The organism is Brachybacterium hainanense (assembly GCF_042434575.1).
GTDB lineage: Bacteria > Actinomycetota > Actinomycetes > Actinomycetales > Dermabacteraceae > Brachybacterium > Brachybacterium hainanense.
This window is the reverse complement of record NZ_JBHLSV010000007.1, coordinates 25,160-39,772: the sequence shown is the minus strand read 5'-3', so window position 1 is coordinate 39,772 and position 14,613 is coordinate 25,160. Positions and strand designations below refer to the sequence as shown.

The following is a 14,613-nucleotide window of genomic DNA, read 5'->3' as shown; positions in this document are numbered from 1 at the left end:
CCATGACCACCGCCGCCCGGAACGAGCACGTCATCGAGGCGGAGCATCTCCGCTGCGTCTACGGCGAGTTCACGGCCGTGGACGATGTGAGCTTCGCGGTGCGCCGCGGCGAGCTGTATGCGCTGCTGGGAACCAACGGCGCCGGCAAGACCACCACCCTGGAGACGCTCGAAGGCCACCGCAGACCCGCCTCGGGCACCGTCCGGGTGATGGATGCGGACCCCGGCGACCGACAGGCCGCCCGGCCGCGGATGGGCATCATGCTGCAGGAGTCCGGCTTCGCCGCAGACCTGACCGTCGCCGAGACGCTGCGGCTGATGGGGCGGCTCTCCGGCCGCTCCGACGACGCCGGCATCCTGCTGGAGCGCGTGGGCCTCGCCTCCAAGCACGATGTGCGGGTCGGGCAGCTCTCCGGCGGGGAGAAGCGCCGTCTGGACTTCGCGACCGCCGTCTACGGCCGGCCCGAGCTGGTCTTCCTCGACGAGCCCACCACCGCGCTGGATCCCGCGGCCCGCGAGGCGCTGTGGGACCACGTCACGGACCTGCGTGCCGACGGGGTCACGGTCGTGCTCACCACGCACTACCTCGAGGAGGCGGAGCAGCACGCGGATCGCATCGGCATGATGCACCGCGGCACCCTGCACCATGAGGGCACCCTGCCCGAGCTGGTCGCCGCCTTCCCCTCCACCATCGAGTTCGACATCCCCCGGACCTCGGCTCCGCTGCCGCTGGAGGTCACCGACGTCAGGGGCGAGCAGGTCTCCGTCCGTACTGAGCACCTGCAGCGCGATCTCTACCGGCTGCTCGGCTGGGCCGCGGAGCACCGGGTCCACCTCGACCACCTCCAGGCCCGCAGCTCCTCCCTCGCCGACGTGTTCTGCGAGCTCGCCGCCGACACCGCCCCGACCCAGGAGGAATCATGATCGCCATCGCCCTCGCCGAGCTGCGCATGCTCATGCGCAACCGCCTCGTCGCCCTCAGCGCGATCGGCATCCCGCTCGGCTTCGCCGCCCTGCTCATCGCCGCCCGGGACACCTTCGGCGGCGCCGCCGTCATCGCCCCGCTGATCGTCCTCGCCGTCACGGCCCTCGGCATCTACATCACCGCCACCACGACCCTCGCCGCCAGGCGCCAGAGCCTGTTCCTCAAGCGGCTCCGCAGCACCCCCGTCGGCGACCCCGGTATCCTCACCGGTCTGCTCGCTCCCCTGCTGGTGGTGAACGCCGTCCAACTGGCCGTGATCCTCGGCGTCATCAGCGTCCTCGGCGACCCTCCCGCCGACCCGCTCGGCATGGTCCTCGGCATCCTCGCGCTGAACGCCCTGTTCCTCGGCTTCGCGATCGTGACCGCGGGGCTCACCACCTCGGCCGAGCACGCCCAGTTCACCACCATGCCGCTGTTCCTCCTCGCCCTCGGTGCGGGCTACTGGATCACCTTCACCGGCACCGAGGAGCTGGCCGTGGTCAAGCGGCTGATCCCCGGAGGGGCGGCCGCCGAGCTCATGACCGAGGCCTGGAGGGGCATCCCGGCCGCCGACATGCTCCCTCTGCTGCTGCCCACGCTCGCCTGGGTCGTCGTCGGGTTCCTCCTCACGCCCCGGCTGTTCCGCTGGGAACCGCGCCGATGACCGCCCCGGCAGGGCGGCGACCTGGCATCCGGTGCTACGACCCGGACAGCTGATCGTTGAAGCGGCGCGCCGCCTCATGCGCCGCCTGGGCGAAGTCCGGCCCGGACGAGGCGTACAGGATGGCCCGGGACGAGTTCGGGATCAGCCCGAAGGACTCCGGGGCGCGGCCCGCTCGCAGACATGCGGCGAGGTCTCCGCCCTGTGCGCCCAGCCCGAGCAGGAGGATCGGCATCTCGCCCACTGCTCGGCGCAGGCGGGCGAGCTTCTCGGGCTCGGTCGCGCCGGCGGTGACGGCGCAGTTGCCGAGGCCGTTCCACTCCTGCGCCACGACCCGGCCGATGTGCTCGTACAGCGGCACGGGCGGCTGTCCCACCAGGAGGTCCTGGAACTCCCCCGCGCCCACGGCGGAGTTCGCCGCCATCACGATCACTCCCCGGTCCGATCGTTCCAGGAACGGTGCGAGCGATGCGCGACCCATATAGGGATGCACGGTGGCCACATCCGCGCCGAGCACGTCGAAGATCGCCTCGGCGTAGGAGCGGTTCGTGCTGCCGATGTCCCCGCGCTTGGCATCGAGGATGATCAGCCGGTCGGGGTGCTGCGCCCGGATGTGCCCGATCAGGTCCTCCAGCAGGCGCGCCCCCTCCGCGCCCATGCGCTCGAAGAACGCGCTGTTGAGCTTGAACGCCGAGGCGAACGGCGCGGTCGCCGCGACGATCTCTCGGCAGAACCCGTCCACGCGCTGGATCCCGGTGCCGTGCAGGGCCTCGGGTATCCGCGACTCGTCCGGGTCCAGGCCGATGCACACGAATCGGCCGCTGCGCCACGACCTCGCGAGACGAGCGGGGAGACTGCGATCCTCGACCATGCGCGAAGTCTCTCACGCGCCGCGGGTGCTCGCCGTCGGGTGCAGATCGTGAGCAGGGTGCTGTCACCGAAGGGCGTCGCCTGGGTCAGGGGCCACACGCTCATGTCGGGCGTCCGTGCCCAGAGAGCGCGGCCCTGGCCGAGGACGACCGGCGAGGTCATGAGGTGGATCTCGTCGACCAGGTCATGGGCGGCCTCGTCACGACGGTGTCGCCGCGCATCCTCATGGGGGCGGGCGTCCTGGCGGTGGTCCTCTCGCTGCTCGCGATCGGCGGGGCGAGGGAGCTGTGGCAGACCTGCCTCGGCATGGCGCTGATGGGCCTGTCCGCAGCGCTCCTGCACGCGCCGGCGACCACGCTCATCAGGGAGCAGGGCTTCCGCGCACGGCCGCCCACCCTGGGCGGATCGTTCTCCCTGTACACCCTCGCGTACGCCGGCGGACTCGCGATCGGACCGCTGCTGACGGGGTTCGCCGTGCAGCACGCCGGGTTCGCGGCGGCGATGGTCATCGCGGCGGTCGCCCTCGCCGCCCTCGGCGCGCTCTCGCTGCCGCGCCTCCCCGTCACCGCGGAGGCGGCCTCGCAGGCGCCGGACCCTGGCTGATCGGGACGGGCCCGCGCTCGCCCGCCCGGATCAGTCGGCGCGCCGAGTCTCGAGGGCGTCCTCGAGCGTGGCCGCCCCGGTTCTCAGCGCGAAGAGGACCAGGTGGACCCGGTCCCGGGAGCCGGTCTTGGCCAGCAGGTTGCCGATGTGGGTCTTGACGGTCGGCATGGACAGCCAGAGGTCCTCGCAGATCTCCTGGTTCGACCGCCCCCGGGCGACGAGGGCGAGGATGTCCCGCTCTCGAGGAGTGAGATCGACGCCGTCCCTGGCCCCGGCGGGCGCTCCGGCGGCCTCGGTCGGCATGCCTGCCGCCGCAGTCGGCGTGCCGGGGGGCGCGGCCCGCCGGAGGGAGGCGAAGAGCCTCCGGGTCGGGCCGGGCGAGATGACGGCGTCGCCGGCATGGACGGTGCGGATCGCCGCCAGGAGCTCCTCGGGCGGAGTGTTCTTGACGAGGAAGCCGGCGGCGCCGGCCTCGACGGCGGCCAGGACGTGCTCGTCGGTGTCGAAGGTGGTCAGGATGATGATCCTGCTGGACGTGGAGGCTGCGACCAGCTGCCGGGTCGCGGCGAGGCCGTCGAGCCCCGGCATCTGGATGTCCAGGAGCAGGATGCCGGGCGCTCGGCGGTCGTGCCGTCGGACGGCGTCGGCGCCGTCGACGGCCTCCCACAGGACGCTCATGTCCCCCTGGGAGTCGAGGATCATGGACAGGCCCGCGGTGAACAGGGGCTCGTCGTCGGCGAGTCCGATGGTGATCATGCGCGGCTCCACGGGAGGACCGCGCTCACGCGCCATCCGCCGCCGATCGGGTCCACACCGGCCTCGAGACGTCCGCCGAGGGCGCGGGCCCGTTCCTGCATCCCGGCGATGCCGCGCCGTGCCGAGGGCGCCCCTCGATGCCGGTCACGGCGGCCGGTGCTCAGGACGGTGAGGTCGACCTGCTGGTCCCCCACCCCGACCCGGACCGCGATCGTCGCGGCGTCGGCATGCTTGAGCGCGTTCGTCAGGCTCTCCTGCACGATCCGGTAGCCGGCGAGGCTGACCGTCTCGGGCACCGCCTCGAGGTCACCATCGACCCGGAGCCTGATGGCCCGGGTGTGCTCGAGGGAGCCGATGAGCTCGGAGAGGTCGCGCAGCGACGGCGCCGGTCGCGCGTCCTGGCCGGCGGAGCCCTCCGCGAGGACGTCGATGAGGTCGTGCACCTCGTCCACCGCGCGGCGGCTGAGCCCGCCGATGTCTGCCAGCACACGATCGGCACGGTCGGCATCGGACCGCAGGATGTAGCGCACGCCCTCGGCCTGGACCGCGATCGCGGTGAGCGCATGGCCCAGCACATCGTGCATCTCGCGGGCGATGCGGGTGCGCTCCTCGATCGTGGCGAGCCGCCGCTCTGTCTCCTGCTGGGCCTCGAGCACGGCAGCCCGGTCCAGGGCCAGCGCCAGGCGGGTCCGCCGATGTCGGCGCACGACCCCGATCAGGACGGCCACGGTCAGCAGGGCGAGCACGGCCACGATGACCGTGAGCCTGCCACGCCCGTCGAGCCCGAGCGAGGGGAACGGCGAGACCAGCATGGTGAGGACCGCTCCCGCGTAGAGCACCGCGAGGAAGGCCCACCGCCAGGGCGGGACGAGCTGGGTCTGGGTGGTGGCCGCAGCGATCAGGCAGATCACCGCGGCGAAGACCCCGGGCTCGGGCACGGCGACGGCGTGCACCACCAGCAGCAGCGCCATTCCGGTGAGCGCGGCCCGCGGCCGGATCCGGCGGAGGACGACGGCGACGCCGCAGCCGAGCACGACCGCCGTGTAGACCGTCTGCGGCCCGGTCGCGAGGGAGAACCCGGGCCGGCTCACCGCGCCCAGCGCGCACGCGGCCAGGGCGATCATCGCGTCGGGGATCCACGGCCGCCTGCGGAGCGCGGCCCGGCACCGGGCCGCGAACGTCGCTGGCGTCGCGGGCGTCGCGGGCGCTGAGGATTCCATGGCTTCCCACGGTATCCGGCGGGCACGGGCCGCGGCTCATGCCGTGGTATGAACACGCGCGCCCGGCCGCCTCATCCCCCGGCACGTTCCGCAGGATCACGCGGCAGGGAACCGTGGCAGGCATGATCATCGAAGCGAGGCGCCCATGAGCGCCGTCATCACCACCCATGGCCTGACCAAGAGGTTCGGCCCCCACACCGCCGTCGACTCCCTGGACCTCCACGTACCCCGCGGCACGATCTACGGGTTCCTCGGGCCGAACGGCTCGGGCAAGTCGACCACGATGAAGATGCTGCTCGGGCTCACCCAGCCGAGCAGCGGCGGGATCGAGATCCTCGGGGAGCCGCTCACCCGGGCATCGCGCACCCGCCTGCTCCCCTCGATCGGATCGATGATCGAGGCACCTCCCGGGTACGGGCACCTCACCGGCCGGGAGAACATGCGGATCGTCCAGGACATGCTGGAGCTGTCCACCCCGCAGATCGACCGCGCCCTGGCGACCGTGCGGCTGACCGAGCAGCAGCACAAGCTGGTCCGCAACTACTCGCTGGGCATGAAGCAGCGGCTCGGCATCGCGATGGCGCTCGCCCGCGACCCGTCCCTGCTGGTGCTGGACGAGCCGACCAACGGCCTCGACCCGGCGGGCATCGAGGAGATCCGCACCCTGCTGGTGGAGCTGTCCGGCCAGGGCATCACGATCATGGTCTCCAGCCATCTGCTCGACGAGATCGACAAGATGGCCGGCATCCTGGGCATCCTCGCCGGCGGCCGGATGATCTTCCAGGGCAGTCGGGAGCAGCTCTTCGAGCACTCCGTCCCGGACCTCATCATCGAGACGCCCGAGCAGCAGGCCGCCCTCGCCCAGGTCGCGACGATCGCCCCCGGTGCCCCGGACGCGGACGGCATCCGCATCAGCGGCATCGACAAGGACCGGACAGCCCAGGTGGTGCACCGGCTCGCCCTCGCCGGTATCCCCATCCACCAGGTCCGCCGGGAGCAGCAGAGCCTGGAGGACGTGTTCATGGACCTCACCGGACGGGAGGGACTGCTATGAGACGCGCGATCCGGCTCGAGCTGCGCAAGATGCGCCGGCTGCGCACCGTCCCGATCCTCGCCGTCATGGTCTGCGCCGTGATCGCGCTCGGGAGCATCAGCCTCTTCACCGACTCCGCTCGCGAGAACGCGGACGATCCCGGAGCGGCCCCCTGGGCGGTCCTGCTGCTCAACTACACGATGATGGCCGCGATGACCTCGCCCATCCTCACGGCCGTGCTGGCCAGCAGGCAGACCGACATCGAGCACACGGGGATCGGCTGGACCCTCGCCTCCACCGCGGGGTTCACACCCGGGATGCTCTGCCGCGCCAAGCTCGCGGCCCTCAGCCTGATCCTGGGGCCGGCGGTGGTGGTGCAGAGCCTGGTCCTGATCGGCATCGGACGGGTCGTCGGCATCCAGGTGCCGCTGGATCCCGGTCCCTGGATGGGATACACGACGCTGCTGCTCCTGGTAGACGTCGCGTTCCTGGCGCTGCACATCTGGCTGGCGGCCGTCGTCGAGAACCAGCTCATCAGCGTCGGCGTCGGCATGCTGGGCGCCTTCCTGGCCGTGTTCACGCTCCTCATGCCCGGGGCCGTCTCCCGGGTGATCCCGTGGGGCTACTACGCCCTCATCTCCTCTGTCGGCCAGCAGGGTCGGGAGATCGTCGCCATCAGCCCCCCGTACGCGTGGGTGGCGGGCTTCCTGCTGCTGGTGGGCGGACTGTTCGCCGTCGCCACCCACCACCTCGACCGGATCGAAAGGTAAGCACCGTGCTGCGTGCAGAACTGCTCAAGCTCAGACGATCCGCCGTCTGGATCATCGCCCTCGTCCTCCCCCTGCTGGCCGTGACCACCGGCACGATCAACCTCGCGAACAATCGCGAGATGCTCGAGAACGGGTGGGCGTCCTTCACCTCCCAGGTGACCCTCTTCTACGGGCTGCTCTTCTTCTCCCTCGGCATCGGCCTGATCGCCGCCACCGCCTGGCGCGTGGAGCATCGGGGCACGAACTGGAACCTCCTGCTGACCACGAGCCGCCGCCCCCTCGCGCTGGTGCTGGCCAAGATCGCCGTCATCATGCTCCCGGTCGCGTTTATGCAGGCGGTCCTCGTCGCCGGGACGCTGATCTCCGGGACGCTGGCGCTGCAGCTCGAGGGCCCCATCCCCTGGGAGTTCGTGCTGGTCGGAGGCCTCGCCGTCCTCACCGCGCTGCCGCTGATCGCGGTCCAGTCGCTGCTGTCGATGCTCGTGCGGTCCTTCGCCGCCCCGGTCGCGGTCTGCCTGCTGGGCTGCGTCCTCGGCATCGCCGCCGTCACCTCCCATGCGCTGCGCCCGCTGAGCTTCGTGCTGCCGCAGGCCATCAACACACGGGCGCTCAACCTGGGCTCGACGACCCTCGCCGGGTCCGGGGGACTCACCCCCGGCGATGTCCTCCCCCTCCTCGCGGCGGCGACCGTCCTGACCGCCCTGGCCGTCCCGCTGACCCTCGCGGCGATCCGCTCGATCAAGCTCCGGTAGGGCCGGGAACGGACGTGCTCGCGGCCGCATCCGGATCCATCGCCTACGGTGGCGCCGCGTCCGGACGACGACGCTCTGCACGGTCCTCGGCACGACGGGCCGCGCCCTCCCCCGGTCGCGGTGCTGCCGGCTTCGAGGGGCCCTGTGCGGACGATGACCCGGCCTGACCGCCGCCGGGCACGTCGCCTTCACCCTGCCCGAGCCCAGTCCGAGAGCGCTCGGTCTCATCGACCATCGCGGTCTGAGGCTCGATCTGCGGACCGACGACGCCGAGGTCACCGGCGGTACCGTTCCATGCGCGGGAAGCCGCCCCCGCCCCGAGGACGTCGACAGCGTGTTCTCCCAGCGCTACGGCCCGACGATGGGATACGACAGCCGCACCGCCTGGCGTGACGGCGACCTGGAGGTGCATGCCTCGCGTCGGTCCTTCCCCGGACTCGGACGGCTCATGCCCCGAGCGGCGCGGATCCGGGGCAACGAGGGCTGACGCCCCCTGGGCGTCCGTACCGGTTCGCCGGGGAGGACCGAGCTCGGGAATCCACGGGAGACACGTCCTGAGGTGCGAGGGACGAGGTGCTCCTGGCGGTCCCTCCCGGATGGCTGGTTCGCGCCGCGGTCCCGGCGCCTCCGCCTCACCGACCGCGTCGGAGCAGATCCTCCCGGGCGTGGAAGAGCTCCTCCTTCGAATGGACCCCGGCCTTGCGGTAGATGCCGCGCAGGTGCGTCTTGACCGTGCTCGGAGAGAGGAAGAGTCGGGCTGCGAGCATCGGGATGGTGTCCTCGGCCTGGAGCTCCAGGACCAGCTCCCGCTCGCGAGGGCTGAGCCGGACGACATGGGTGCGGACGTAGGGGTTCGGAACCGTCCGCCGCCCCGCGATGTCGTGATCGGCTGGTCCGGCGAGCGCCGAGCGGACGTCGTCCGGCATCAGGCTCAGCTCGATCGCCCCGGCGCGGTCGCGCAGCGAGGTCCAGATCCGCAGGTCGTCCGCCGAGGCGACCTGCTGTGCACGAGTCTCGAAGCGGCGGACCAGACGGATCACATCCAGCTCGGCGGAGTTCAGGAGGTGGAGGGGGCCGATCTGCGTCAGGAACCGATCCAGTTCTCCGTTCTCGCTGGCGAGCCACAGCAGCCGAGCGCGGCTGGCCGACAGCTGTGGGATCTGCACGCCGTGAGCTCCGTCGTCGAGGATCGCAGCGGCCTCCTCGTACCCGCCGGCAGCCTGCAGGAGATCGGCATGATCGGCGCGCAGCAGGCTGCCGGCGTAGGAGTCGCTGCCGAGCTGCGGGTACCAGTCCTGGGTGGCATTGCGGAGCGCAGGCAGCATCGTCTCCTGGTCGCCGCGTGCGAGGGCCAGGCGAGCGTGCACGTGCAGAGGCAGCCACCACAGGCCGCCCAGGGGGCTCGTCTCCGTCGTCGGGCTCGCGAAACCGATGCTCTCCAGGGACGCGTCGACCCCATCGAGGTCACCGCGGTGCAGCTGATCGAGAGCGCGGAGGAGATGGGGCAGGAGCGTCCATGCCCAGACGCGCTGACCGGGAGCTCCCCGCAGCGGCGCCGGCGACACCGCCGGTTCCATCGCCGGCGCCGGCCCACCCCGCAGGGCACGGACCAGCTCGATGAACTGCTCAGCGTACGGCCCGGCGGGATGCCCGTTGATCCTGGACCAGCGCGCCGCGCTGCGGAATCGGCCGATCGCGGCGTCGAGGTCCCCGGCGAGCAGGAGGACGATCCCGATCTCGACCAGTGCGATGGGAAGCGCGTCCGCCAGCCGGCCCCGGTCGGGCACCGCCGCGAGGTCGTCCGCCAGCTCATCCGCAAGATCTCGAGCAAGATCGAAGCGGCCGTCGTAGGCCAGCTGCTGCAGACGGAGGAAGGACGCGGTCAGTCGCTCTTCGACGCCGGCCCTGCCCTGATCGGACGACGTGCTCATCAGATGCACCGATGCCACGCTCGGAGCCGGGGCGTCGACCCGCAGGAGGTGCGGCCAGAGGACCTCAGCGTGCGAGGTCGTCCCGGCATCGACAAGCCTGGGAAGGAGCTCGTCGAGCATGCCGGGGGTCGTCAGCGAGAGCACGAAGAAGTGCGCTGCGATGGTCTCCCGGACACGTTCGTCAGCGCCGCTCGCCTGGGCATCATGCAGCTGACGGAGTGCGATCCTCCCCGCTTCGCCATGGCCAGGACACCCGTCAGGCACGTGATCGGTCAACATGGTGGCCGCGCCGTCAGATACGTGGGTTGATCCCATACCGATCCCTTCTGCTGATCCGCCACCACATGGACGCACGTCAGATTACAACAATCCCGAGATGCGCAAAAAGTCATCTTCATCACCCACAAAACCCTGCCTCACAAGAACCATGACATCCACATTGAGGTCGATCACGGTTCCTCGATGGGGTGAGAGCGGGGTGACCCTCGCCAGATCCAGAGGGGTTCGTCCGGAACGCCCGATTAACATGACGAATTACCAGCATGCGTCACCTCCTTGACCGGTCAACCCACTTCAGCGGCCCCGAAAGAGCCCCCAACATACCCTCCGTCGCCCCCCGTCGTGACCCACCGACTCCATCAGACAATCAACTCTCCCGCATATCGTTGAGAATCCTTCCGCACGCCACTTCTGCATCCTGCGACTCGTGCCCGAGAGCGCTCCCACGACCCTGCTGAAGAGGCGCGACTCAACCTCGCCCATTCATCTCGCCGACCTGAGGAGGCCCGATGGCGAATTTCGAACATGCTCTGGATTTCGCGCTCCGGAGCCGTGGTCTGTCCCTGCGGGAGATCCAGCGACGCCTCGCTCTGACCGGGAATCGGGTGTCCATCGGGACGCTCAGCAACTGGCGCACGGGGCGTCACTGGCCCGAAGGCGCGCAATCCCTGGTCGCCCTCGCGGAGCTGGAGAGGATCCTCGGGGTCGAGGAGGGGGCGCTGGCCTCGCTTCTCGGCCCGTCCCGGAGGACCGGGCAGGCACCCCCCGTGGGAAAGGCGTTCCCCGACGAAGTGGTCGATGCCGCCGTCGCAGAGACTCGAGCGATCCTCGGCGCGGACGCACCGCACCAGCTGCGGGCTCTGTCCCAGAGCGCGCACGTGCGCACGGACGAGCGGGGCAGCGTCCGGCACTATGCGTTGCGGGCCCTCACACAGGTGACCACGGGAACCGTATCCGCGTTCCCCTTCGTCTTCACGATCCTCCAGGGCTCGCCAGCTCCGCCCGAGCTCGGGCTCATCGCGGGCGGGCGCATCACCGACCAGCACATCCATCGCTCCGGCGCAGTCGTCGGGGCGCGGGTCGAGCTGGACGCTCCGGTACGGGCACCGGACACGTTCATGGTCGAGTACGAGGCGCGCATGCCCGAGATGTACCCCGTCGACAGATCGGTGTCGCTGGGCGTGATGCGGCGCGTCCGCGACCTCACGATCTGGGTCTCGTTCCTCCCCGGCGCCCTGCCAGATCGGGCAGTCGTGCGGTTGCAGACGGACGACGGAGTCGAAGAGCATCCCCTGGCGCCCAGTGGCCTCTCCCTGCACCACACGGTGAGCGGCTTCGGGCCCGGCCTGTTCGAGATCCGCTGGGCTCCCGATGGAGCCGAGCTCCCGTGAGCCCCCATCCTCCGAGCCCGCGGCCCCGCCCTGGACAGGCGAGCCATCCCCGCTCTCACGGCGCCCCTCCCCCACCGTCGGGGAGATGCGTCCGTCGGAGAGCAGCGCGACCCACCCGATCATCTCTTCGGCGCTGCGCCGCCCGGCGTCCGCAGAATCCCAGAGCAGGCGACCCTGCACACGCACGTGGGTAGCGACATAGGCGTCGCCGTCGGGCTCCTCCCAACGGGCAACAGTGCCGATCGGCAGTGCGCGAGCCTGCTGCGCAGTGGTGATCCGGACGGCGCGGACAGACACATCCATGGCAGGTCTCCTCAGCATCAGGTGGCGATCGCGGCGAAGACGACCGAGCTTCGTGCGCTCCAGCGAGAGTATGGAGTGAAGCGTACAAAACGCATGTTCAGCTACGAAACGAAATGGCAGGTGAACATCGCGTAGGAAGATCCTGCAGCGCGCGGACTGGCGCACCCACACCCCCTCTCCCGTCATCCCAAAATCTCATCCCGAGCCCGATCCACGGTCGGACCCTATGGAGGGAATCGTGGAGATAGCCTGTGGTCCGGCCCTGCCCGAGCGGAACGAAATATCGCTTATTCCACCGCGAAGGACGTGCCGAGGGCGTCGATCCGTGGCGCTGGCACGCCGGTAGCAACGAGCAGCATCCATCCTGCTTGCGCACGCGGCGCGGATCCGTCCCCCATCACGACATGAGGAGATGAAGGAAGAACATGCTGAAAAACACCAAGGAAGCACCTCCACGCGAGCAGAAGCCCATCGGACGCCGGTCCCTCGTGAAGGGAGCGGCATGGGTCGCTCCGGTTGTGAGCATGAGCGTCGCGGCACCGGCTCTCGCGGCCTCACCGAGCGACTGCGTCGCCTCCACCGACGTCACGCCGGGGATCGAATCGGAACCCATCACGCCGGCGTACAACAGCAAGCCGAACCATCGGGCCGGTGGCGCGGGATATACCGCATACCAGTTCCGGCTGGGCGAGGAATATGTCATCGAGACGACGGGAACCTTCACATACAATGGAACGAGCCCCGTCCCGTTGTCCGCGGTGAGCATGCGGGTATGGGGAACGAACTCCCTCTACTGGACGCTGGAGGGAACGCCGGAGGTCAGCTCGTCGTCAGGCGGCATCCAGCTGGGCTCGTTCGGCCCATCCCCGGGGCAACCCCAAGACCATGGCTGGACCGATATCCAGCTCGCTGCGACGTCCACCGGGGACGGCTACCTGCACCCCGGAGAGACGGTCACGTTCACCTGGCGGTTCCGTACGACGGGGTCGGTCAACACGTCGCTGCCCTCGACCGGCAGCGCCTGGGCCTACCCCGGATTCTACATCGACACCTGCAGCGGGTGGAGCGCTCCGTACCCGACCCAGGCGTGGCTGCCCTGCTCGATCTATCAGTTCGTGAACGGATAGTTTCCGAGCTCCAGCCGACCCGGCGCCATCACGGCGGAGCGTCCCTGCGAAGACCGCACGGACGCTCCGCCGGTTCCGTGCTCCGGTGCAGCAGGGCGATCACCGCGCCCTGATCGGCCGGAACGTCTCTGAGTCGTGCCGATTCAGCGCAACGACCGGCGCCCAGGAGAACGAGGTTCCTGACCACGTCGCCGGGCCCGCAGGACGCACGAACCGGAGACTCCGATACGAACACGGGACGTCGCAGCGAACGGGCGAGACGCAGGATCCTCCACCCCATACTCGACCCGGCGCCCCACCGCCTCGAGCCGAGCAGTCCGCATCTCTTGCGCTCGACGGGCTGGCCCAAGAGCAGCGCGACCTCGATGAGCGAGTCGCCAGACGGACCGACGACAAGGCCCGCAGAGCGCCATCGCGCACCTGCGGACCCTGTCCTGCAGCGTCTCGGCGAAGCGCTATCCCGCGGCGACGGACCCGGGCGCCCGCCGGGCGCTTCGTCGACTCTGGCTCACGTGCAGCTCGGGTTCGCCGCCGTGAAGTGGAACGGAGCAATCCAGATATTGGATTGAGTCTGGCCTCCCGAGGCGTTCGTCGCATCACCACGGAAGGTCACAGAGAACTGATTCATGGGCCCCGAGGCCTGAACGTCGACCGTCGCCCGAGGATGCCAGTTCTCATTATTCTGGGTGCCACCGATAGCCCGCCAGGGCGCGCCTCCCGATCCATCTCCCGTCAGGATCGAGCCAGACCGGAAGCTCGAGGTCCGGCCGCCGGGCGTACTCGCGACGACACGCTCGGCGAACGGCGGCTGATTGCTGCCTCCGCCATCGATGTCGAAGATGGAGAATGTGAGATCACTCAATGTCGCGTCGACGAACTGCGTCGATCCGGCCTTCCTGTAGACCAGTTTGAAGGTCGTCTCGAGGTGCCGTTCATAGGAGACATTTCCGAGCGAGATGCGAAGGGCGTTATCCGGACCACCGGAGCCACCCCATGCCTGCACGCTCCCGGCCCCATCGGCATTCATCGGCGCATCCCACTGGAGGTTGTTCGAGGTGATCACGTCACCGCTCCCCGCAGGAGCGTTGTCAAGGGTCGCCGCCGAGACCACCTGAAGGCGCAGCTCGTCACCCGACTCGAAGAAGTTCGACCACCGGAAGTACCCGTTCGTCTTGCTGTTCCTTACGAACGAAGGAGTGCTCGCCGTGGTCGTGGCCTCGCAGAGGGCTTCGCACTCGGGCTCCACAAGCTGGTAGATGTCGAAATCTTCGTCGCTCTCCTGCTTCGGGTTCGGCCCTTCCCACGAGCTGCAGCTCCTGAAATAGATCCCCGGGTACGCATATCCGGTTCGCCCGCCACATCCGCCGTTGCTGTTCTGGATGTTCCCTCCGGTCGGGGTGTAGACCCATTCAAGGGTGATGACGTCTCCGGGATGGAGATAGCCGTCGCCGCCCGAGTTCACAAGGGTCACGTCGGTCCAACCATGAGTCGAGTTGGGATAGTCCGGCGAGGGAACCGCCGCTCCGAGCGCGACGCCTCCGGCGGAGGACGAGACAGTCGGGGTGCCGACGAGCTCCCAGTCGAAGGAGGGCGTGCCATAGAACCGAAGCTTCAGCTCGGTGATCGGAATGTTCGTGCTTCCGGAGTACGTGAAGGTGCCGGTCGACTCGATGTAGTAGGTCTCCGTGGTCAGCAGCTGGTGCACCGTACGCCCCGCGGAAGCACCTCCCGTCGAGACGAACGTGTTGAAGGGTGGGGTGTCGGCACGCAATGCGGACGTGACCGTCGCATAGCCGTCCTCCACGCCGACACAGTTGCCAGGGGAGGCTGCGACGGCCGGAGCGGCGACGCTCACGGCGGCGACTGGCGCGGCCCACGCCGCTCCGCGCATGAGCTCACGGCGGCGAACAGGCTTTCTGCTCGGCGCTGCGGCATTGTCGTCGACAGATGTCAT

The 14,613-nt window shown here is 69.7% G+C and carries 14 protein-coding genes; 9 read left to right on the top strand and 5 right to left on the bottom strand.

All coding sequences use genetic code 11. The features are described 5' to 3' along the window. Positions 1 to 2: 2 nt before the first annotated feature. Both ACFFF6_RS07610 and ACFFF6_RS07605 read left to right on the top strand, forming a co-directional pair. The gene (locus tag ACFFF6_RS07610) at positions 3 to 923 is read left to right on the top strand and encodes an ABC transporter ATP-binding protein (protein ID WP_376979689.1); all 921 of its coding nucleotides are present in this window, start codon (positions 3 to 5) and stop codon (positions 921 to 923) included. Further along, a complete protein-coding gene (locus tag ACFFF6_RS07605) occupies positions 920 to 1,627 on the top strand; it encodes an ABC transporter permease (RefSeq protein ID WP_376979687.1) in 708 nt (235 codons plus the stop codon). The genes ACFFF6_RS07610 and ACFFF6_RS07605 overlap by 4 nt, the downstream gene beginning before the upstream one ends. Positions 1,628 to 1,661: 34 nt before the next feature. Here the strand turns inward: ACFFF6_RS07605 and pyrF are convergent, their stop codons facing one another. Next, the gene (pyrF, locus tag ACFFF6_RS07600; protein WP_376979685.1) at positions 1,662 to 2,495 is read right to left on the bottom strand and encodes an orotidine-5'-phosphate decarboxylase; all 834 of its coding nucleotides are present in this window, start codon (positions 2,493 to 2,495) and stop codon (positions 1,662 to 1,664) included. A gap of 164 nt (positions 2,496 to 2,659) precedes the next feature. Here pyrF and ACFFF6_RS07595 point away from each other — a divergent pair, with 164 nt between their 5' ends. Further along, a complete protein-coding gene (locus ACFFF6_RS07595; RefSeq protein ID WP_376979683.1) occupies positions 2,660 to 3,097 on the top strand; it encodes an MFS transporter in 438 nt (145 codons plus the stop codon). Between the two features lie 30 nt (positions 3,098 to 3,127). Here ACFFF6_RS07595 and ACFFF6_RS07590 read toward each other — a convergent pair whose 3' ends face one another. Both ACFFF6_RS07590 and ACFFF6_RS07585 read right to left on the bottom strand, forming a co-directional pair. Then, a complete protein-coding gene (locus ACFFF6_RS07590; RefSeq protein ID WP_376979681.1) occupies positions 3,128 to 3,853 on the bottom strand; it encodes a response regulator in 726 nt (241 codons plus the stop codon). After that, positions 3,850 to 5,073: a sensor histidine kinase gene (locus ACFFF6_RS07585; RefSeq protein WP_376979679.1), complete on the bottom strand. Its 1,224-nt coding sequence runs from the start codon at positions 5,071 to 5,073 to the stop codon at positions 3,850 to 3,852. Before ACFFF6_RS07585 ends, ACFFF6_RS07590 begins: the two co-directional genes overlap by 4 nt. 145 nt (positions 5,074 to 5,218) lie before the next feature. Here ACFFF6_RS07585 and ACFFF6_RS07580 point away from each other — a divergent pair, with 145 nt between their 5' ends. From ACFFF6_RS07580 to ACFFF6_RS07565, 4 genes are all read left to right on the top strand, one after another. Then, positions 5,219 to 6,127, top strand: a complete 909-nt coding sequence (locus ACFFF6_RS07580) for an ABC transporter ATP-binding protein (RefSeq protein ID WP_376979677.1) — start codon at positions 5,219 to 5,221, stop codon at positions 6,125 to 6,127. Continuing rightward, complete coding sequence (locus ACFFF6_RS07575) at positions 6,124 to 6,876, top strand: ABC transporter permease (protein ID WP_376979675.1); 753 nt, start codon at positions 6,124 to 6,126, stop codon at positions 6,874 to 6,876. Before ACFFF6_RS07580 ends, ACFFF6_RS07575 begins: the two co-directional genes overlap by 4 nt. Positions 6,877 to 6,881: 5 nt before the next feature. Continuing rightward, the gene (locus ACFFF6_RS07570) at positions 6,882 to 7,628 is read left to right on the top strand and encodes an ABC transporter permease (protein ID WP_376979674.1); all 747 of its coding nucleotides are present in this window, start codon (positions 6,882 to 6,884) and stop codon (positions 7,626 to 7,628) included. 334 nt (positions 7,629 to 7,962) lie between these two features. Next, positions 7,963 to 8,115 carry a hypothetical protein gene (locus tag ACFFF6_RS07565; protein WP_376979672.1) on the top strand — a complete coding sequence of 51 codons (153 nt, stop codon included), beginning with the start codon at positions 7,963 to 7,965 and terminating at the stop codon, positions 8,113 to 8,115. Between the two features lie 145 nt (positions 8,116 to 8,260). Here ACFFF6_RS07565 and ACFFF6_RS07560 read toward each other — a convergent pair whose 3' ends face one another. Beyond that, positions 8,261 to 9,559, bottom strand: a complete 1,299-nt coding sequence (locus ACFFF6_RS07560) for a helix-turn-helix transcriptional regulator (RefSeq protein ID WP_376979670.1) — start codon at positions 9,557 to 9,559, stop codon at positions 8,261 to 8,263. A 788-nt stretch (positions 9,560 to 10,347) separates the two neighbouring features. Here ACFFF6_RS07560 and ACFFF6_RS07555 point away from each other — a divergent pair. Then, positions 10,348 to 11,229, top strand: coding sequence for a hypothetical protein (locus tag ACFFF6_RS07555; RefSeq protein WP_376979668.1), 882 nt, complete (start codon positions 10,348 to 10,350; stop codon positions 11,227 to 11,229). A 728-nt stretch (positions 11,230 to 11,957) separates the two neighbouring features. Continuing rightward, positions 11,958 to 12,659 (top strand): hypothetical protein, encoded by a 702-nt coding sequence (locus ACFFF6_RS07550; RefSeq protein ID WP_376979666.1) that lies wholly within the window; start codon positions 11,958 to 11,960, stop codon positions 12,657 to 12,659. 508 nt (positions 12,660 to 13,167) lie between these two features. Here ACFFF6_RS07550 and ACFFF6_RS07545 read toward each other — a convergent pair. After that, entirely contained in the window at positions 13,168 to 14,613 is a 1,446-nt protein-coding gene (locus ACFFF6_RS07545; protein ID WP_376979664.1) for a hypothetical protein, read from the bottom strand.

Bases quoted from the DNA above. Each gene is read 5' to 3' on its own strand.
- ACFFF6_RS07610 (WP_376979689.1), top strand. From the start codon at position 3: ATGACCACCGCCGCCCGGAACGAGCACGTCATCGAGGCGGAGCATCTC.
- ACFFF6_RS07605 (WP_376979687.1), top strand. From the start codon at position 920: ATGATCGCCATCGCCCTCGCCGAGCTGCGCATGCTCATGCGCAACCGC.
- pyrF (WP_376979685.1), bottom strand. From the start codon at position 2,495: ATGGTCGAGGATCGCAGTCTCCCCGCTCGTCTCGCGAGGTCGTGGCGC.
- ACFFF6_RS07590 (WP_376979681.1), bottom strand. From the start codon at position 3,853: ATGATCACCATCGGACTCGCCGACGACGAGCCCCTGTTCACCGCGGGC.
- ACFFF6_RS07585 (WP_376979679.1), bottom strand. From the start codon at position 5,073: ATGGAATCCTCAGCGCCCGCGACGCCCGCGACGCCAGCGACGTTCGCG.
- ACFFF6_RS07580 (WP_376979677.1), top strand. From the start codon at position 5,219: ATGAGCGCCGTCATCACCACCCATGGCCTGACCAAGAGGTTCGGCCCC.
- ACFFF6_RS07575 (WP_376979675.1), top strand. From the start codon at position 6,124: ATGAGACGCGCGATCCGGCTCGAGCTGCGCAAGATGCGCCGGCTGCGC.
- ACFFF6_RS07560 (WP_376979670.1), bottom strand. From the start codon at position 9,559: ATGAGCACGTCGTCCGATCAGGGCAGGGCCGGCGTCGAAGAGCGACTG.
- ACFFF6_RS07555 (WP_376979668.1), top strand. From the start codon at position 10,348: ATGGCGAATTTCGAACATGCTCTGGATTTCGCGCTCCGGAGCCGTGGT.
- ACFFF6_RS07550 (WP_376979666.1), top strand. From the start codon at position 11,958: ATGCTGAAAAACACCAAGGAAGCACCTCCACGCGAGCAGAAGCCCATC.
- ACFFF6_RS07545 (WP_376979664.1), bottom strand. From the start codon at position 14,613: ATGACATCTGTCGACGACAATGCCGCAGCGCCGAGCAGAAAGCCTGTT.